Origin of the sequence: Paenibacillus sp. E222 (assembly GCF_013401555.1) — a bacterium.
Lineage (GTDB): Bacteria > Bacillota > Bacilli > Paenibacillales > Paenibacillaceae > Paenibacillus.
Genome location: NZ_CP058552.1, coordinates 2,698,578 through 2,717,725, shown reverse-complemented (window position 1 = coordinate 2,717,725; position 19,148 = coordinate 2,698,578). Strand labels below are relative to the sequence as shown.

The window sequence follows — 19,148 nt, the reverse complement described above, 5'->3', positions numbered from 1 at the left end:
TCTTCATCCCCTAACTTCTGCCAGTATCTGCTCTGCTCCCCGTTCAATCAATCTCCAAGCCACTTCTTCTCCAAGACGAACCGGATCTTTGCCCGTCATCGCTTCTTTAAGAATCAATCCGCCGTCCGGCGTACCGACCATACCTGTTAATTGTAACGTGTTTTGTCCATTCGGGGAATCTGCTTCTTGCTGTGGCAGCCATACGGCATGAGCTCCAATCGGAACCTGACAGCCCCCATTCAATACACTAAGGAAGCGACGTTCAGCCAACACAGGAAATGCGGTTTCCGGATCATTATACAATTGCAACAGATGAAGCAGCTCCGCATCATCTTCACGGCATTCAATGCCGAGCGCACCCTGCCCTACTGCGGGAAGACAAGCTTCTTCTGACAGATATTCCGTAATCCGATCCTGCCAGCCCATTCGATACAAACCAGCAGCAGCCAAAATAATGGCGTCCAAACCTTCTGTCTCCAGCTTGCGCAGACGGGAATCAATATTGCCACGAAGCGATTCGAGTTTCAAATCCGGACGGTATGATTTCAATTGACTGGACCGACGCAGACTGCTCGTCCCCACTCTTGCACCTTCCGGCAATTGATCCAATGTGAGTCCACCATTCGAAATCAGTGCGTCACGAGGGTCTGCACGGCGCGGAACAGCTCCGTTCGTCAACCCTTCAGGCAACTCGGAAGGCATATCCTTCATGCTATGAACAGCCATATCAATCGTGCGATCTATCATCGCCTGTTCAATCTCTTTGACAAACAGTCCTTTGCCTCCGACTTTGGACAGAGTTACATCCAGAATCAAATCTCCTTTTGTAACGATTTTATGTACTTCAAAATCAAAAGCTAATCCTTCCCGCTCACAAATATCACGTAAATCTTGAATTACATGGCCTGTCTGGGTCAAAGCAAGTGCGCTTTGTCTGCTTCCCACTTTAATTGTCCGCATGTCTACACGTCCTCCTGATTATGGGATATCCAGTCCCCAATTTGTTCTTCGGTCCACCACTGAAACTGACCTGTACGAATCTTTTCCAGCACATTCATTTCGGTTAAACGACGGAGTAATTTAGCTCTGACACCTGAAGAAGATACACGTGCCTTTACTTCCATCCTCATCTGATACAAAAATTCAATATATGTCTCGTACTCATCTCCGAATTGCTGTTCCAAGGTATCACGAATTTCTGCTGCGGCTACAGGCCCTGCTCCAGCGGTCGATATTGCAATGCTTAGCCTTCCGCGCCTGACCACACTTGGTGTAATAAAAGTGCTTCGCTCAGAAGATATGGCGTCGTTAACCAGTATACCCGCATCTTCAGCTTCTTGGACAACCGCTGTGTTCACTTCACTATGGTCCGTTGCTGCATATACGAGAAAGGCCCCCCGCAAATCTCCATTGCGGTAGGACCGGGCCAGCCATTGAATTCGGGAATCATGATGCAATTGTTGTAACGTTGGCGTAACTTCCGGACTAATGACCTTGATCTGCGCTTCTGCATGAAGCAAACCTTTTATTTTACGTTCAGCGACACGTCCGCCTCCAACCACGCAGCAGGATTTTCCTGATATATCCACAAATATTGGCGTGTACCGTTCCATCCCCTTCACTCTCCCGTCCAACGATGAAACGCTGAATACGCATTGGATAAAAAACTGATAATGACAAAGGCATATCCGATCAACGTCCATCTCGCCATAATCACTGTGGAGAACTGTTTCCTTCTCTTGAATACGAAGTACCCCACATAGATTGCTATGGCAAGTCCCGTTGCAATAACCTTGAGATCCAAGAGCAGGCTCCAGCGCGTTTCGGCTACAATGGATAATACAGCAAGCATGATAGAAACACCAAGAAGAGGTGTGCCAATCAGTGTAGCCCCATCCATATATTTGCTGATCACTTCGAGACTCGGTAGACGACGTACGGTATCATTCCATTTCTTGTTCTTCAGCTTGCGGTGCAAAAACAGATATAACATGGCAAATACAGCACCTACTGTGAGAGCCGCAAAACCTAGATTGGCCAAGGTGATATGCATAATAAGCAATCCATGGACAGTCTGCCAGTTATGCAGAGATATCTCACCTGCTGTAAACCACAACCGGTTCAACACCGTAACGGAGAAACCAACCACATTCAGCAATAAAATGACAAATTCGGAACGCTGAATCCGAGTCATCACCAGAGACATCAGCACAATACTAAATGAAAAGATAAACAAAAAATCAAACGTGGTGTAGATTGGAAAATGCCCTTCAGTTAACATACGCAAAATGACATGGAACACCTGAAGCGCCCACACAACAACAAGAAACCCTGTGCCTGTCCGCTTCGCCCCCGCATTGCGTCGAATGCAGTCCGAGAAATAGAACAGTAGGCTCAGGGCATACATATAAATTAAAGCTTCATAGATTTGTTCAGCTAGGGTCAAGCTGCCCACCCGCCTTATACGCCTGCCGGAGCATAAGCCGGCACGGGGTCTTGCCGGGAATCGTTAAGATGAACGGCATCCGGTTTGCGCAGAGCCGTGGCATCACTCTGATTTACTTTCTCAGCGGCCACCTCTACAGCATCCTCCAAAGCAAAGATCTGAGTAAACATGCGCAGTGCTTCATCGCCGTGCTTGGTACCAGCCATTTCCTTAATCCGGTTAATCGGATCTGTCGTCATTTGATTCACGATGCTTTTCGTCAGACGACGGATAACTTTACGCTGATGTTCATCCAGTTCAGGCAATTTATTAAACAGACTATCCATCGTTTCTTCATGAATGGAAGCGCCTTTCTCCTGCAATGCCCGAATGACAGGGCGAACGCCCAACGTTTTGAGCCATTGATAATAGTCTTCCATCTCAAGCTCAATCATTTTCTCGATCTTGGCAGCTTCCACCTTACGCATCTCCAGATTGCTCTCCACGATTCCTTCCAAATCATCAATATCATAAAGGAATACATTGGATAACTCGCCGATCGCCGGATCAATATCCCGTGGAACAGCAATATCAATCAGGAACAGCGGACGCGATTGACGACGCTTCATGCTCTCTCGAACAACAGTGGCATCCAGTACATATCTTTCGGCCCCCGTCGAACTGATGACAATATCAACCTCGTTCATTCGCTCTAGCGCCTGTTCCATTGTACATGGTGTCCCTCGAAACTTCGCTGCCAATTCCTCAGCTCGTGCAAGTGTTCGATTCGCCACAATAACTTCAGAGGCTCCGTTGCTATACAGATGTTTTACTGTAAGTTCACTCATTTTGCCGGCACCTAGAATCAGCACCTTCTTATCCGTGAACATACCAAAGATACGCTTGCCTAGTTCTACAGCAGCATAACTTACAGATACCGCACTCTCACCGATTGAAGTCTCTGAATGTGCGCGTTTGCCTAATGTAACAGCCTGTTTGAACAGCATGTTAAACCAGGTGCCCGTAGCTTTTTCTTCCTGTGCTTTGAAAAAAGCCTGTTTCACCTGTCCAAGAATCTGAGTCTCGCCAATAACCATCGAGTCCAGCCCGCAAATCACACGGAACAAATGGCGCATAGCTTGATCATCTTCATATATATATAAGTGTTGCGTAAATTCTTCTCGCGGAACATTAAACCATTGTTCCATGAACGTCCGAATAAAATAACCACACATGTGAAGACGGTCTACCACAACATACAACTCGGTACGGTTACATGTGGCTACGATTACACCTTCCAATACACTCTTGGTCAGCTTGAGCTGCTGCAGCGCTTCAGACAAGTCCTTTTCTGCAAATGTGAATCGTTCCCTAACCTCTACAGGCGCCGTGCGATAATTCAAACCAACGACAACGATGTGCATTGCAAGTTCACCTGCCTAATAAATTTCCAATCAAAGTGTTTTCTACATATGTTCATCCATTTATGATTGACATGGTTAATTATATCACACATCCATAGTATGACTGGGCCATTTTTATGAAATGTTTATGAAATCCCCATGTAGATCATCTTATGCATTGTCATTTATTGTAGTGTCTCACCAATCTTCACCGTTATGCGTTAAATACTTGTTTTAATGATAAAGATTTAGGAAAATCCCATATAAAACAAATAGCCATGGAAGGCTCCATGACTATTCAGGTTTGGGATCATCTTCGTTCCACCCCGATATGTGAACATTATTCATGCTGTCGTTATTAAATCATATATACCAGTTCATTTGTATTCATTTCCGGTGTCTCCACTTGCAATTCGCCCAATCCACGTAACAGTTTCTTTGCGTACGTTTTTTCCGGTTTTAATACGGATACCAGGTAATCAATGGCCATTTGCGGGTCTACCGTCTCCCCACAAGTGTAGCAATCAATGGCTGCAAACCCTCTCTCAGGATACGTATGAATCGAGAGATGACTCTCAGACAGCAGTACAAGCACTGTTGCTCCTTGTGGTTCAAACTGCTTGGATTGTACGGACATTACTGTCGCGCCACATGCCTCCGCTGCTTCAACCAATTGAGCTTGCAAATACTCCGCACTGTTTAGTAGATCAAAGTCTACACCCCAAGCATCCACAGCAACGTGTCTTCCGAAAGTTGAATATTCCATCCTTCGGCGCCCCCTTCCTAGGAATAAAATGTTTAAACAAATTTCATCCGCTAGGACCTACGTCATTCACTTCCCGAGGGAAAAATCTCTCGCAACATATAATGTCCTGAGTGAATCCTGGTTCCTATATTCTTTTCATTTCAACGAGATTAAAAATAACATCTAATCAAAGGGAATGCAACCCCTTTTAAGAAGATGAAAAAATAAAAGATTAAGTCCCGATCCGCTTTCAAAATCAAGAAATCCCCTTTCGCTTCTGCCTGGAATGTGCCAGATCAGAGCATTAGGGGATGGTCAGTTAAATACTTGTATAATTCACTCTTTTAGGTCAATAGGCTTCAAGCTCAAACAGCCGTTTCTGGTGGCGCGCAAGCTTTTGATCAATCTGCTGGAGTTGTTCAGAAGTAGAAGCATCCATTCTTGTATCGAGTAACGAATCAACCTCGGCGTATACCCGGTTTATCTCGCGCTCAATATCCCGAGCCTGGAACACACGCTGCAATTCAAGCAACGTATTTTTGTATTCGTAGATGACACGGATATTCTCACCCGTCTGCTCCACAATTTTACGGACAACGCCCTGAGTATAAACATACGTCATGGTGAACTCTTCATAAATCCGATGAACAACGCCATCACCCTTAAAGGTCATAAAGAGCTTCCGGACTACGTTCGTCAGATGATGGTTTACCAGGCGGCAAGATAACTCACAGATGTAAAACCCTTCCCTACGGTCAAAAGGGAAATGAACTTCTTCTCCACTCACATCTACGAGCACAATTTCCTGGCAGCCATTCTCCATCACCTTCACACGTTGATGAATCCGGCCATCCTCTGTCATGCGCAAAAACTGATGCATCTGGGGTTCTGACAATTTCAAAGTGGCTTTAACATACTCTGTGGCTAATCGCTGAGCCATAAAAATCTCCTCAATTCTTTCCCGATTGTTTTGTCTTCCTGCACAGCGGCAGTGATCTCAAAATTCTTCAGGTCGGTAAGGCCGCTACTTTGGTACCGTTGGCACAATGCACCTATACTCATTATACACTACCGTATAGCTATTTCGCTCCAAAATAAAACAATGAATTTCCACGAAAATCCATAAAAAATGGATTAATCCTTGATCGCATCAAAGATCCACCCCAGTTGCTCGCTTTCCTGCATCAAAATGGCGTAATCCCCGGTTATCCTTTAATTTCGTAGTCTTCGTGATTTTCCTCAGCCTGTGGCTCTTCTTCCGCTGAAGCTTGACCGATTCCGGCAAAGCGGGTAATGATCTCCCATAATTCTTCTTTACCTAAACCTTCTTCCGATGAAAACGGTACAAACAGATCACCAGGACGAAGATCCAAAGCTTCCTTGATGACTTTAATATGTTTGGCTCTACGCGTTTTTGGAATCTTGTCCATCTTCGTCGCAACCACTACCAGAGGCAATCCATGATGGCGGAGCCACTCATTCATCATCTTGTCATCCTTGGATGGCTCATGTCTCATATCCACCATCTGCATGACCAGTTTCAATTCCTCGCGTCCCAGCAAGTATTTCTCCATCATTTTGCCCCAGGCAAAGCGTTGCTCTTTGGAAACTTTAGCGTAGCCATATCCCGGGAAATCGACGAAGTAGAGATCCTGATTGATCTTATAATAGTTCAGTTGCTGTGTCTTACCAGGGGTAGAACTCGTCCGTGCTAAGTTTTTGCGATTAATCAAACGGTTGATCAAAGATGATTTCCCTACATTGGATCGTCCCGCCAAGGCAATCTCGGGCAGGCCGTCCTCGGGGTATTGTTCAGGCCGAACGGCACTGATAATAAATTCGGATTGATTTACTTTCATAATGTATCTGTCCTCTCTTTAACTCCTGTGCTCTTACTTAGAGCTGCTGTTGGTATTATGCCATGGATTGTTCTATCATACCAAAAAAACCGTTCCAGCGGACGCCAAAGCTTCCGCAGAACGGTTTACTCTTCATACGATCCCTCGTTTAACGGGCTACAGGTGTATTCCTGCCTGTTCCACAAGCGCATGTTGCAGCACCTGATCCATATGGGCTACAGGAACAAATTCCACATCTTCCTTGATGCTGTCCGGAATATCCCGCAGGTCCCGTTCGTTATCCTTGGGCAATAATATTTTTTTGTAACCGGCGCGGTGAGCCGCCAGTGATTTTTCCTTAAGTCCGCCGATTGGCAACACACGACCACGCAGCGTTATTTCGCCAGTCATGGCAATGTCTTTGGAGACATGTTTGTTCGTTAGAGCAGAGATCAAGGCCGTCGCCATTGTAATTCCGGCGGATGGTCCATCCTTTGGAATGGCTCCTTCCGGAACGTGGATATGGATGTCGTTCTTCTCGTGGAAGTCGGACGGAATGCCAAGCTGTGCAGCTTTGGAGCGGGTGTAGCTGAATGCCGCCTGAGCCGATTCCTTCATGACATCGCCCAGTTTACCTGTCAGCGTCAGCTTGCCTGTTCCAGGTACAACGGTAACCTCGATCACGAGGGTATCTCCACCCACTTCAGTCCACGCCAGTCCCGTCACCGTACCAATCTGATCTTCCAGTTCGGCCATACCGTAGCGGAATTTACCCGGACCAAGATAATCCTTCACTTCATCCGGTGTAATATTAATCTGACCTTCCGCACCAGAGACGATGTTTTTGGCCGCTTTCCGGCATAACGATGCCATCTGCTGTTCCAAATTCCGCACGCCAGACTCTCGTGTATATTCACGAATGACACGCAGCAAGCTGTCATCCCCGATATTCAGCTGATCTTCTTCCAGGCCATGGTCCTGTTTCTGTTTCGGCAGCAAATAGTTTTTGGCGATTTGCAGCTTCTCCAGCTCGGTATACCCCGGAATATTGAGCATCTCCATCCGGTCCAGAAGTGGACGTGGAATGTTATGCACTGTGTTGGCGGTTGTAATAAACATAACGTTAGATAAGTCAAACGGCAACTCCACAAAGTGGTCACTAAACGTATTGTTCTGTTCGGGATCAAGTACTTCAAGCAACGCTGCGGAAGGGTCTCCACGGAAGTCCGAAGCCATTTTATCAATCTCGTCCAACAGGAACACCGGATTGAGTGACCCCGCCGTCTTCATGCCCTGAATGATGCGGCCTGGCATTGCACCAACATAAGTACGGCGATGACCGCGAATTTCTGCTTCATCTCTCACGCCACCCAGCGATATTCTGACGAATTCGCGTCCAAGCGATCTGGCGATAGAGCGGGCAAGCGACGTTTTCCCGACCCCTGGAGGTCCAACCAGACAGAGGATCGGTCCTTTAAGCTTTTTCACCAGCTTCTGGACAGCCAGATATTCAAGCACACGTTCTTTCGGTTTTTCCAAACCGTAGTGATCTGCATTTAGCACATCTTCAGCCTTCTGAATATCCAGATCATCGGCTGTCATCTGCGTCCAAGGCAGTCCCAGCAGCCAATCTACATAGTTGCGGATAACGCCGCCTTCGGCAGAACTTGATGGCATTTTCTCCAGTCGATCAATTTCTTTCTCGACCTTTTCCTTTACCTTGTCCGGCAAGCCAAGAGCCTCCATCTGATTTCGAAGTTCCTCAACTTCGCCGGCACGGCCTTCTTTCTCACCCAGTTCTTTCTGAATCGCCTTCATCTGCTCGCGCAGATAATATTCTTTCTGGGTTTTCTCCATCTGTTTCTTCACGCGCTGGCTGATTTTGCGTTCAAGCTCCAGTACTTCCCGCTCGTTGTTCAGGATGTCCAGCAGCTTCTCCAGCCGTTCACGAACGTCGATGGTTTCCAAAATCTCCTGTTTGTCCTTGATCTTCAAGGACAGGTGACTGGTAATTACATCAGCCAAGCGACCCGGTTCTTCAATATCGGACACAGCCGCAAGTGTCTCAGGTGTAACCTTTTTGGACAGATTAATATAATTTTCGAACTGGTTCAGAACTGTACGCATCAGCGCATCTGTTTCCGGATGACTGTTCTCCTCTTCAGGAAGCTCTTGAGCCAGAACCTCATAATATTCCTCGTTGTCCGTATATTCAATGATTTCAGCCCGTTCCAAGCCTTCCACAAGTACACGAATCGTCCCGTTTGGAAGCTTCAGCATCTGTCTGACCTTGGCAACGGTTCCGATTCTGAAAATGTCCTCTTGTGTTGGTTCTTCAATATTTACCTCGGCTTGGGAACATAGGAGAATCAAATGTTCTTCTACCATCGCTTTTTCTAAAGCCTTGACCGATTTCTCCCGGCCCACATCGAGATGCAGTACCATACTCGGGTAGACGAGAAGTCCTCTTAAAGGCAGTAAAGGAAAACGACGACCTTTCGCTTTGCTCGGTCCCATCGCTTTCGCACCTCCAATGGCTCTCAGGTTGTAGTCATTCATTATTCTATCAAATGTTCACATAAAAAACCAATGAAGGGAAGCGCTTAGCAGCTTCCCGAATCTGTAACCTGTCTTGGACGGGGCAAGTCAGCACGTAAATAGGATGCGGATGCCGGTGGGAAAATCTCCGGTGCAGGTGTCCCTGCCTCCTCCGCAAGGTTGATTTGTTTCGCTTGCTCCTCATTAGGCACCCAGTCAAATACTTCTCGGAATACATCTTCAACAGTATCGACCGGGATAACACGTAAGCCATCCAGATTTTCAAAGATGGACTGCCAGTTCTCTGCCGGAATAATGACTGTCTTAGCACCGGCCTGGAATGCAGCCTCTACTTTGGCGAGTACACCACCGATCGGTTTTACCCGGCCATGAATACTGATCTCGCCAGTCATCGCTGTCTCATGGTCAATCGGACGCCCCTGAATAGCTGATGTAATGGCTGTCGCCATAGCAATCCCGGCAGATGGACCATCAATTGGCGTTCCACCTGGGAAGTTGACGTGTAAATCATAGTCGTTAGGACGAATACCCATGGCCTTTAATACGGTTAACACATTTTCAACCGAGCCTTTAGCCATGCTTTTTCGCCGGAGTGTGCGCGAACCGCCTCCAATCTCTTCCTCATCCACAACTCCCGTGATGTTAATCCGTCCCTGATCTCGAAGAGCCGGAACAGCGGATACTTCGATCTCCAGAATGGTGCCCATGTTCGGTCCATATACGGCCAAGCCATTCACAAAACCGATCTGTGGCCGCAAAGGCACCTTGCGATCTGGCCGGGGCTGAATCTGGCTGCTGCCAGCGACCCATTCCACATCCGACGCCTGCAGCGTTTCACGTTTTTCAGTCAAAGCCAGCCCAGCAGCGAGCTGAATAATATTGACCGCTTCACGGCCATTGGTTGCATAGCGCTTAACCACATCAACTGCTTCTGGACATGGACTGAATCCGATTTTCTGAATGGCATCTTCCGCAATTTGCCCAATCTCTTCGGGCAGCAATGGACGGAAATAGACCTCCATGCACCGCGAGCGCAAGGCTGGAGGCAGTTCATGGGGCGAACGAGTTGTCGCTCCGACTAGACGAAAATCGGCTGGCAGACCATTTTGAAAAATATCGTGGATATAAGCAGGAGTATGCGTGTCTTCCGAGTTATAGTACGCACTTTCCAAAAAGACCTTGCGGTCCTCCAATACTTTCAGCAGTTTATTCATCTGAATAGAATGCAGTTCTCCGATCTCATCAATAAAAAGCATCCCCCCATGCGCTTTTGTAACCGCACCGGGTTTTGGCTGTGGAATGCCTGCTACGCCCATCGCTCCTGCTCCTTGATAGATCGGATCATGCACTGAACCAATCAAAGGGTCAGCAATACCCCGTTCATCAAAACGCGCCGTCGTGGCATCGAGTTCCGTGAATTTGGCATCGGCCTTGAAAGGAGAGGACGGATTCTTTTTGGCTTCTTCCAATACCACCCTTGCCGCAGCTGTTTTCCCGACCCCTGGTGGGCCATATATAATGACATGCTGTGGATTAGCACTGCATAGCGCGGCTTTAAGGGCGCGGAGTCCGTCTTTTTGCCCTACAATATCATTAATGGTTGCCGGACGTGTCTTCTCTGCCAGAGGCTTGGTGAGTGAAATGGAGCGCAGCTTGCGCAGCTTCTCCAGTTCCTTGCGGGATTCACGCTCCACCGCGCTGCGATTTGTTTTCTGGCCACGAAGCAAATTCCAGAAATACAAACCGATCACCACACCAAAAAATAACTGAATCATCATTATGACCATACCAAATTCCATGTCTCAACATCCTCCTGTTCTATCCCTATTCTCATATGAGATCATGCTAATACTTGGTAGTATAGCCTTTTCACCGAGACGTAAACGGGTAATCAGGAAATTGTATGTTTGAGAAAAAAAACAGCCCGTCATTGCTGACGGACTGTTGCAAAACGTTATATAAATCAATCAGTGCGAGCGGCCAGGAATAACTCCTGTCGTTTCATAGGACTCCACGATTTTGTCGATCTCTTTTTTCAATTCCTCAACCATGATCTCTTCCGGCACTTTACGGATCATTTTACCATGACGGAACAACAAGCCTTCTCCGCGTGCACCGGCAATACCGATATCCGCTTCCTTGGCTTCACCCGGGCCGTTAACGGCACAACCCAGCACGGATACTTTGATCGGCACCTTGAGCTTGGAGATATACTCTTCCACTTCATTTGCAATAGAGAACAGATCGATATCCAAACGTCCACAGGTAGGGCATGAAATCAGCGTAGCTGCATTGGAAATCAGACCAAAGGTTTTGAGCAAGTCACGCGCAACCTTGATCTCTTCAACCGGGTCCGCACTAAGCGATATCCGCATCGTTGAGCCAATACCCATGGATAACAAAGCACCCATACCGGCCGAGCTTTTGATTGTACCAGAGAACAACGTCCCCGCCTCAGTAATGCCCAGATGCAAAGGATATTTGATGATTTGAGCCGCTTTGGTATACGCTTCAATCGCCATCGGTACATCCGAAGCTTTGAGGGATACAATGATATCATGGAAGTCAAGCTCTTCCAGAATACCAATGTGATACAATGCACTTTCTACCATAGCATCAGCCGTTGGATACCCATATTTCTCAAGCAAATGGTTTTCAAGCGAACCCGCATTTACCCCGATGCGAATCGGAATACCTTTCTCTTTACAAGCCTTGACCACTTCTTCCACTTTGGATCGTTTACCGATATTGCCGGGATTAATCCGTACTTTATCGATGCCGTTTTCAATCGCAAGGAGCGCCAGTTTATAATTAAAATGGATATCCGCTACGAGCGGAATATGAATCCGTTTCTTGATTTCCTTGATGGCTGCGGCAGCTTCCTCATTATTCACCGTTACACGCACTACTTGGCAGCCTGCTTCTTCCAAACGCAAAATCTCTGCCACGGTTGCCTCAACGTCTGCCGTTTTCGTTGTACACATGCTCTGGATGATGACCTCGTTGCTGCCACCAATCGTTAAGTTTCCCACTTTTACGGGTCGTGTATCTTGTCTTAAAAACATGAGTGATTTCTCTCCCCACAACGTCAAAGCTCCACCCTGACAGAGACATGAATTCGCCTTCTGCCAGGAGTGGAGAACTGACAAGTCTATATTTCAGTGTTGAAACGGAATATTACCCTTTAGTTAGGCACTTTCTTCCTGCTTGTCGTCCTTGGATTGGCTCAGTTCAGGCACGACTCTCTTCTCAACGACCTCTTCGGTAATGACACAGTTCGTAACATCATCACGGGAAGGTACTTCATACATAATCTCAAGCATAATGCCCTCGATAATTGCACGCAGTCCACGTGCACCCGTGTTACGTTTAATGGCTTCCTTCGCAATCGCAAGCAATGCTCCTGGTTCGAACACCAGATTTACATTATCCAGCTCAAGCAGTTTTTGGTATTGTTTCGTAAGCGCATTTTTTGGCTCGGAAAGAATCCGTACCAATGTGTCTTCGTCCAGCGGCTCCAAAGTGGAGATAACTGGCAAACGGCCTACAAATTCCGGAATCAGACCGAATTTCAGCAAGTCTTCCGGCAATACCATACCCAGATATTCACCTGGTTTAAGATCTTTTTGTTCCGCAACGGTGTTAAAGCCAATGACTTTTTTACCGATCCGGCGTTTGATCATTTGCTCCAGACCATCGAAGGCACCGCCGCAAATGAAGAGTATGTTCGTAGTATCGATCTGGATGAATTCCTGATGTGGATGCTTACGACCACCTTGTGGTGGTACAGAAGCAACAGTTCCTTCCAGAATTTTCAGGAGCGCCTGTTGAACACCTTCACCCGATACATCACGTGTAATGGATGGGTTCTCGGATTTACGCGCTACTTTATCAATTTCATCGATATAAATAATGCCGCGCTCTGCTTTTTCCACATCATAATCAGCAGCTTGAATCAGCTTGAGCAGAATGTTCTCTACATCTTCGCCGACATAACCTGCTTCCGTCAATGAAGTTGCATCAGCAATAGCAAAAGGAACATTAAGGATTTTAGCCATCGTTTGCGCAAGCAACGTTTTACCAGAACCCGTAGGCCCTAACAGCAAAATGTTACTTTTTTGCAATTCAACGTCCTCAATCTTGCTTTGCGTGTTGATCCGTTTATAGTGATTGTAAACCGCTACAGACAAAGACTTCTTAGCCTGATCCTGTCCAATAACGTACTGGTCAAGAATATCGCGGATTTCTTTCGGTTTTGGAATATCTTTGAGGTCCAGTTCTTCGTCATGACCGAGCTCTTCCTCTACGATTTCAGTGCACAGTTCGATACATTCATCACAAATGTAAACGCCCGGTCCAGCGACCAGCTTGCGCACCTGTTCCTGAGATTTACCGCAAAAAGAGCATTTCAATTGCCCTTTCTCATCGTTAAATTTAAACATGAAACCACCCCTTTAGGAATTGATCGGTCTGCTGAGCACCTGGTCAATAATGCCGTACGTTTTGGCTTCTTCAGCACTCATGAAAAAGTCACGGTCTGTGTCCCGCTCGATTTTCTCAAGGGGTTGACCTGTACGATCGACGTATATTTGATTCAGTTTCTGACGTGTTTTAATAATCCATTCTGCGTGAATTTTGATATCCGCAGCCTGTCCTTGAACGCCGCCAAGCGGCTGATGAATCATCACTTCGCTGTTTGTCAGCGCATATCGTTTGCCAGGAGCACCTGCTGTCAGCAATAACGAGCCCATGCTTGCTGCCATACCTACGCAAATGGTCGATACATCCGGCTTGATATATTGCATCGTATCGTATATACCCATCCCTGCGGTGACAGAACCACCAGGTGAATTAATGTACAAGCTGATATCCTTCTCAGGATCGTCGGCTGCCAAAAACAAAAGCTGAGCTATGACAAGATTGGCTACATCGTCATCAATCGCACTGGTTAGAAAAATAATGCGATCCTTCAGCAAACGCGAATATATATCGTAAGAACGCTCGCCTCGATTGGTTTGTTCTACAACCATTGGCACCAGACTCATGAGACCAACCTCTTTTCTACATGTAATTAGACATAGGCTACCTGTAAAGCAAACCCAAATTCATTCTAACACGTTCCTGTGACAATGTCATTTTTCACAAGTGGTGTCAAGACGGGGTGAGTTTACTTTTTAGCCTGATCATATTTAACCATGTTTTCTATGTATGTGCAAATCGGAGCAATCCTATGCCGTTTCACCTTTTTTTTATTTGCAGGAGAACCATAGCACGTTGGATATGCATAACCAATTCCGCAACAAATCCCATCCATATTATTACTGAATCCTCTATAAAATGGATGCCATAATTTAAAAATAAGGCACGCAATGATTCACGTGCCTTATCGTTTATTCAGCTGTTCATTACATAACAGCTTGTCTTATTTTTCGTCAGCTTCTGCAGCAACTTCTTCAGCTGGAGCTTCAACAGCTTCAACGACTTTGCTGTTCTCAACGAGAACATCGATCGTTTTACGCAGTTTCACTTCATCACGAAGGCTGTCCAGGGAACCATTACCCTCGAGAATGCCACGAATCTCTTCAGCAGGACGCTTGTAAGACTCAGCCATTTTTTCGAGTTCTTGGTTAACTTCTTCGTCAGACACTTCAATGTTCTCCGCTTTACCAACTGCTTCAAGAACCAAGTTGTTACGAACACGTTTGGAAGCATCTTCCTGCATTTGTCCTCTCAGGTCAGCTTGTGTTTGACCAGAGAAGCTCAGGAACATTTCCAGGTTCATACCTTGGTTGCGCAGACGGTTGTCGAAATCACGCATCATGTTTTGTACTTCGCTCTCAACCATTGCAGAAGGAATGTCCACTTCAGCATTTTCAGCCACTTTTTCTACAACAGCATTTTCTTGAGCTGCTTTGGCTTCGTCTGCTTTACGGGATTCCAATTGTTTTTTCAGATCAGCTTTGTACTCTTCAAGCGTATCGAATTCACTAACATCTTTAGCAAATTCATCATCCAGCTCAGGAAGCTGTTTACGTTTGATTTCATGTACTTTCACTTTGAAAACCGCTTGTTTGCCAGCCAGTTCAGCTGCATGGTAGCTCTCTGGGAAAGTCACTTCAACGTCTTTGAAGTCGCCTGTGGACAGACCCACAACCTGCTCTTCAAATCCTGGGATGAACGTGTTGGAACCAAGTTCCAGGGAATAACGCTCAGCTTGTCCGCCTTCGAACGGTACACCATCAACGGAACCGTCAAAGTCGATTACAGCAACGTCGCCGTTTTGTGCAGCACCTTCGTCGATAACAACGAGTTCTGCGTGACGTTGTTGAAGACGCTCGAGCTCTTCAGTCACTTCAACATCAGTTACTTCATGTTTGGCTACAGCAACTTCAACGCCTTTGTAGTCACCCAGTGTAACTTCAGGTTTAACGGTTACTTTCGCTTTGAACTTGAAAACTTGTCCTTTAGCGAATTGTTCGATATCTACATCAGGACGATCAACCGGGAAGATGTCCGTTTGGTCGATTGCTTCTGTGTAAGCTTCAGGAAGCAAAATGTCGATTGCTTCTTGATACAAGCTTTCCACACCAAAACGAGCTTCGAAAATTGGACGTGGAACTTTACCTTTACGGAATCCAGGTACGTTTGCTTGTTTAACTACTTTATTAAAAGCTTTGTCGAGTGCTGCAGTTACACGATCTGCACCCACTTCAACCTCAAGAACCCCAAGGTTCTTCTCTATCTTTTCCCAAGTTGCTTTCATTGTATACTTTCCCCTCCAAAATTCACATGTTCACGTAGGCAATCACGTACAAAATAACCATTTTAGTATAAACAAGATTAGATTCTTTTTCAAGGGGAATCCCTTGATACGGTTTGAGGAAAACGTTTCCGGCTCCTATTGACCGTCCAAACCGGCAGAAACAAACTGCTTCATCGATCGATATGCTTGCTCCAGACGAAAGCGCATCGCCCCTGTCACAGCATACATTGAGCGAGTATCTTCCTCGTCATGCGAACCGCCCAGACTGTCTGCTACGGTCATATGTAGAGCGGCTGCCCAGATATCTGTCATGGAATCATTTTCTTCCAGCATGGACATGTAATCACGGGTTCCGTACACGGCCATGACATATTGAATCCACAGTTCTTGTGCAAAATAAAAGAGCGTAGGTTCATGAACCTCCGTCTGATCTGCCACTCTTTCAAGAATCTGAACGATCTGAATCGGGAAATCCTCAGGTCTAAGCGGAACGGTATCAATTTCCACTTCAACCGGCTCTTCCCCTCGAGTAAACGCAATAATGCCTTGGACACCTCGGCGACGTAATGTTTGAAGCACACGGAACTGAAGCAATGGATGCAGTGTCTTGTCTTTGAGCCAACCGGTAAGCGAATCATCAATTTCTGGTCGTTCGAGATACGCAAGCTGCTCCAGCGCCAGCATCGTTTGTTCAGATAAAGGTTCCTCCATCACGGTACGAAGCAGTTTATCCGCATAGCCGTCATCCTGCTCGAGCTTGGACCGGGCATGTTGGCGTGCCATGTCCTCTTCACTAATGTCCTCTTCCTCACGCTCTTCACGAATCTCGGGCAAATCTTCCCCATAATGAGGGAAAGCAGCTTCAAGCCATTCGAGCAAGGCTCGCCATTCGTCGTAATGCCGTTCTTCCTGCCCTTGGCATTGCAGCAAAAAGCGAAGCAGGTCCATCGCTTCACCATATCGTTCATTTTCTAGCATAACCGTCAATTGAATCTGGTAATAGTCCAGCGTCTTAGGAAACAGCACGATATTGTTACTGTGCTCGGTTTCCGGGGTCGTGGATTCCTTAATAGGAGCACCTCCTCTGTATCCTGAATCTCCAGTCGCAATCAACCATAAATAGATGTATATTAAACGAAAGTCGATCTATTTTTTGAGTTCTTCTGATATTCTAACATAACCTTAATTATAATGAAAAAAACGTTACCGCCGCCAAATATCATATACGAAAAATAGTTTAAAATAAAATGTTTGATATTCATCATTATTTATGATAAAATCAATTTTGCTTGAAAAATTTCATGTCTCAGTAGCTCAGCTGGATAGAGCAACGCCCTTCTAAGGCGTCGGTCGGGGGTTCGAATCCCTCCTGGGACGTATTAAAAAAAGCTTCCTTCGGGAAGCTTTTTTGCGTTCTGGGGATGAGAACCCCAATGGTTCGTCGGAGCATAAGCTTCGGGAGCACTACTTCGCAGTCTCGACGGCAAGGAGAGTATCCCTCCTGGGACGTATTAAAAAAAGCTTCCTTCGGGAAGCTTTTTTGTGTTCTAGGGATGAGAACCCCAATGGTTCGTCGGAGCATAAGCTTCGGAAGCACTACTTCGCAGTCTCGACGGCAAGGAGAGTATCCCTCCTGGGACGTATTAAAAAAAGCTTCCTTCGGGAAGCTTTTTTTGCGTTCTGGGGATGAGAACCCCATTGGTTCGTCGGAGCATAAGCTTCCGGAGCACTACCTCGCAGTCTCGACGGCAAGGAGAGTATCCCTCCTGGGACGTAAGAAAAAAAGCTTCCTTCGGGAAGCTTTTTTTTGCGTTCTAGGGATGGTTGAATACGTTAATCGCCTGATGTTGACACGGGATGTTATGCTTGTTTATGTATAGGTATGTATCAATGCATACATATTAGACAAATAAACTATAGGAGATTTACCATGCCATCATCTTTACATCAAAACTCACCTGACCGCTCTGCAATCGATAATTCATCGTCAGCATCCATGAAACTTGGGCTTTTGCTGGCAGGCATTATCGTTATCGCAGCAACAATGCGTTCACCTATTACGGCAACAGGTCCAATTGTGGAACTGATCCGTACAGATACAGGAATAAGTCATACAATGGCAGGCTTGCTTACTTCTCTTCCTTTGCTTGCCTTCGCGGCAATTTCTCCGTTCGCTCCACAATTGGCGCGAAGATTCGGACTAGAAACCGCTCTGTTAACCGCCATAATTCTCGTGACCATAGGTGTATCCCTAAGGTTTATGCCCTCTGTTCCCGTTCTCTTTGCAGGAACAGCGATTCTTGGATGTGGCATTGCCCTAAGCAATGTATTGCTGCCAAGTCTAATTAAACGGGATTTCCCATTGCGAGTGGGACTTGTTACCGGTCTCTATTCCGTATCCATGAATATATGGGGCGCCATCGCTTCAGGAATCAGTGTTCCTGCTGCAGGTTTAACTTCCATGGGATGGCACGCTTCACTGGGCATGTGGGCTATACTGTCCATTCTAGCCCTGATTCTCTGGCTGCCTCACGTCCGTTCTGGACGTCGCGGCGAAGTTTATGTGGCTTCGAGAACAGAAGCGAAGCCGGTTCGTCTTATTTCCTCTTCCTTAGCCTGGCATGTTACGTTGTTCATGGGACTGCAATCTTTAATTTTTTACACGACAATTACCTGGCTGCCCGAGGTTCTATCTGATCAGGGTTTCAGTTCCTCTTCAGCGGGCTGGATGTTATCCCTGATGCAAATGGTTAGCGTTCCGGTAACGTTCATCGTTCCCATTCTCGCTGGACGAATGAAGGACCAACGTAAGCTGACAGCAATTACTGGCTCATGTCTGATTCTGGGATATGCATTCCTTTTAAGCGGCATTCCCTCTCTCGTAACCGTCGGTGTTGCTTTGGCCGGCGTTGGAGCCGGGGCTTCGTTCGGGCTTGTAACCATGTTTTTTGTACTGCGTACGTCCGATGCAAGACAGGCTGCTGGTCTCTCAGGTATGGCTCAATCCTTAGGATACATGCTGGCGGCGGTCGGACCTTTGCTGTTCGGCGTGCTTCATGATTGGACACAAGGATGGACCCTTCCCCTGCTGGTACAGGTTATCCTTGCGGTTGTTTTGCTGATCGCAGGTATCAAGGCCAGCAAGAATCGAGTGATCGGTTAGTTTCAATAAAAGGATAACTTCTGATCATATACGAGACTTTTAACTTACGCTCTCCTTATGGTGGTGACAGGCTAACAAAACCTGTCCTCCTCCTAAGGGGAGCGTTTTATTTATGACGCACTTTCATACGAACTATGTTCAATTACAAATTAACAGGACCACGAGCAGTCATCCATCACAAGACAGAAAAACAAAATAAAACGGCCTCCATCCCGTGAGTTCAGGATGAAGACCGCATATACGAAAAACAAT

General features: G+C 46.5%; 15 protein-coding genes and 1 tRNA gene. 2 read left to right on the top strand and 14 right to left on the bottom strand.

Features of this window, described 5'->3' with window-relative positions; all coding sequences use genetic code 11:
* Positions 1-3: 3 nt before the first annotated feature.
* The 14 genes from hemC to HW560_RS12045 form a co-directional block, all read right to left on the bottom strand.
* A complete protein-coding gene (gene hemC / locus HW560_RS12110; RefSeq protein ID WP_090904385.1) occupies positions 4-960 on the bottom strand; it encodes a hydroxymethylbilane synthase in 957 nt (318 codons plus the stop codon).
* A gap of 2 nt (positions 961-962) precedes the next feature.
* Positions 963-1,613 carry a precorrin-2 dehydrogenase/sirohydrochlorin ferrochelatase family protein gene (locus tag HW560_RS12105; protein WP_090904386.1) on the bottom strand — a complete coding sequence of 217 codons (651 nt, stop codon included), beginning with the start codon at positions 1,611-1,613 and terminating at the stop codon, positions 963-965.
* Between the two features lie 5 nt (positions 1,614-1,618).
* A complete protein-coding gene (gene ccsA / locus HW560_RS12100; protein ID WP_371129197.1) occupies positions 1,619-2,446 on the bottom strand; it encodes a cytochrome c biogenesis protein CcsA in 828 nt (275 codons plus the stop codon).
* A gap of 14 nt (positions 2,447-2,460) precedes the next feature.
* A complete protein-coding gene (gene hemA / locus HW560_RS12095) occupies positions 2,461-3,849 on the bottom strand; it encodes a glutamyl-tRNA reductase (RefSeq protein ID WP_179263244.1) in 1,389 nt (462 codons plus the stop codon).
* A 337-nt stretch (positions 3,850-4,186) separates the two neighbouring features.
* On the bottom strand, positions 4,187-4,594 hold the full coding sequence (speD, locus tag HW560_RS12090) for an adenosylmethionine decarboxylase (RefSeq protein WP_179263242.1): 408 nt from the start codon (positions 4,592-4,594) through the stop codon (positions 4,187-4,189).
* A gap of 328 nt (positions 4,595-4,922) precedes the next feature.
* On the bottom strand, positions 4,923-5,513 hold the full coding sequence (locus tag HW560_RS12085; RefSeq protein WP_179263240.1) for a non-ribosomal peptide synthetase module: 591 nt from the start codon (positions 5,511-5,513) through the stop codon (positions 4,923-4,925).
* Positions 5,514-5,778: 265 nt separating this feature from the next.
* On the bottom strand, positions 5,779-6,432 hold the full coding sequence (yihA, locus tag HW560_RS12080) for a ribosome biogenesis GTP-binding protein YihA/YsxC (RefSeq protein ID WP_090904390.1): 654 nt from the start codon (positions 6,430-6,432) through the stop codon (positions 5,779-5,781).
* Between the two features lie 156 nt (positions 6,433-6,588).
* Positions 6,589-8,928 carry an endopeptidase La gene (lon, locus tag HW560_RS12075; RefSeq protein ID WP_090904391.1) on the bottom strand — a complete coding sequence of 780 codons (2,340 nt, stop codon included), beginning with the start codon at positions 8,926-8,928 and terminating at the stop codon, positions 6,589-6,591.
* An 86-nt stretch (positions 8,929-9,014) separates the two neighbouring features.
* Positions 9,015-10,769, bottom strand: a complete 1,755-nt coding sequence (gene lonB, locus HW560_RS12070; RefSeq protein WP_179263238.1) for an ATP-dependent protease LonB — start codon at positions 10,767-10,769, stop codon at positions 9,015-9,017.
* A gap of 168 nt (positions 10,770-10,937) precedes the next feature.
* Positions 10,938-12,035: a flavodoxin-dependent (E)-4-hydroxy-3-methylbut-2-enyl-diphosphate synthase gene (gene ispG / locus HW560_RS12065; RefSeq protein WP_090904393.1), complete on the bottom strand. Its 1,098-nt coding sequence runs from the start codon at positions 12,033-12,035 to the stop codon at positions 10,938-10,940.
* Positions 12,036-12,158: 123 nt separating this feature from the next.
* The gene (clpX, locus tag HW560_RS12060) at positions 12,159-13,412 is read right to left on the bottom strand and encodes an ATP-dependent protease ATP-binding subunit ClpX (protein WP_063566713.1); all 1,254 of its coding nucleotides are present in this window, start codon (positions 13,410-13,412) and stop codon (positions 12,159-12,161) included.
* Between the two features lie 12 nt (positions 13,413-13,424).
* Positions 13,425-14,015, bottom strand: a complete 591-nt coding sequence (clpP, locus tag HW560_RS12055) for an ATP-dependent Clp endopeptidase proteolytic subunit ClpP (protein ID WP_024633993.1) — start codon at positions 14,013-14,015, stop codon at positions 13,425-13,427.
* Between the two features lie 377 nt (positions 14,016-14,392).
* On the bottom strand, positions 14,393-15,733 hold the full coding sequence (gene tig, locus HW560_RS12050) for a trigger factor (protein WP_090904394.1): 1,341 nt from the start codon (positions 15,731-15,733) through the stop codon (positions 14,393-14,395).
* A 135-nt stretch (positions 15,734-15,868) separates the two neighbouring features.
* On the bottom strand, positions 15,869-16,711 hold the full coding sequence (locus HW560_RS12045) for a hypothetical protein (RefSeq protein ID WP_110001505.1): 843 nt from the start codon (positions 16,709-16,711) through the stop codon (positions 15,869-15,871).
* A 325-nt stretch (positions 16,712-17,036) separates the two neighbouring features.
* Between HW560_RS12045 and HW560_RS12040 the strand changes: the two genes are divergently transcribed.
* Together HW560_RS12040 and HW560_RS12035 are read left to right on the top strand one after the other, a co-directional pair.
* A tRNA-Arg gene (locus HW560_RS12040) sits at positions 17,037-17,110 on the top strand.
* Positions 17,111-17,663: 553 nt separating this feature from the next.
* Complete coding sequence (locus HW560_RS12035; RefSeq protein WP_090904396.1) at positions 17,664-18,896, top strand: CynX/NimT family MFS transporter; 1,233 nt, start codon at positions 17,664-17,666, stop codon at positions 18,894-18,896.
* The last annotated feature ends 252 nt before the right edge of the window (positions 18,897-19,148 follow it).

Coding starts and splice junctions, on each gene's coding strand:
- clpX (WP_063566713.1), bottom strand. CDS start 13,412: ATGTTTAAATTTAACGATGAGAAAGGGCAATTGAAATGCTCTTTTTGC.
- speD (WP_179263242.1), bottom strand. CDS start 4,594: ATGGAATATTCAACTTTCGGAAGACACGTTGCTGTGGATGCTTGGGGT.
- HW560_RS12035 (WP_090904396.1), top strand. CDS start 17,664: ATGCCATCATCTTTACATCAAAACTCACCTGACCGCTCTGCAATCGAT.
- hemC (WP_090904385.1), bottom strand. CDS start 960: ATGCGGACAATTAAAGTGGGAAGCAGACAAAGCGCACTTGCTTTGACC.
- HW560_RS12085 (WP_179263240.1), bottom strand. CDS start 5,513: ATGGCTCAGCGATTAGCCACAGAGTATGTTAAAGCCACTTTGAAATTG.
- ispG (WP_090904393.1), bottom strand. CDS start 12,035: ATGTTTTTAAGACAAGATACACGACCCGTAAAAGTGGGAAACTTAACG.
- yihA (WP_090904390.1), bottom strand. CDS start 6,432: ATGAAAGTAAATCAATCCGAATTTATTATCAGTGCCGTTCGGCCTGAA.
- clpP (WP_024633993.1), bottom strand. CDS start 14,015: ATGAGTCTGGTGCCAATGGTTGTAGAACAAACCAATCGAGGCGAGCGT.
- hemA (WP_179263244.1), bottom strand. CDS start 3,849: ATGCACATCGTTGTCGTTGGTTTGAATTATCGCACGGCGCCTGTAGAG.
- tig (WP_090904394.1), bottom strand. CDS start 15,733: ATGAAAGCAACTTGGGAAAAGATAGAGAAGAACCTTGGGGTTCTTGAG.
- HW560_RS12105 (WP_090904386.1), bottom strand. CDS start 1,613: ATGGAACGGTACACGCCAATATTTGTGGATATATCAGGAAAATCCTGC.
- HW560_RS12045 (WP_110001505.1), bottom strand. CDS start 16,711: ATGCTAGAAAATGAACGATATGGTGAAGCGATGGACCTGCTTCGCTTT.
- lon (WP_090904391.1), bottom strand. CDS start 8,928: ATGGGACCGAGCAAAGCGAAAGGTCGTCGTTTTCCTTTACTGCCTTTA.
- lonB (WP_179263238.1), bottom strand. CDS start 10,769: ATGGAATTTGGTATGGTCATAATGATGATTCAGTTATTTTTTGGTGTG.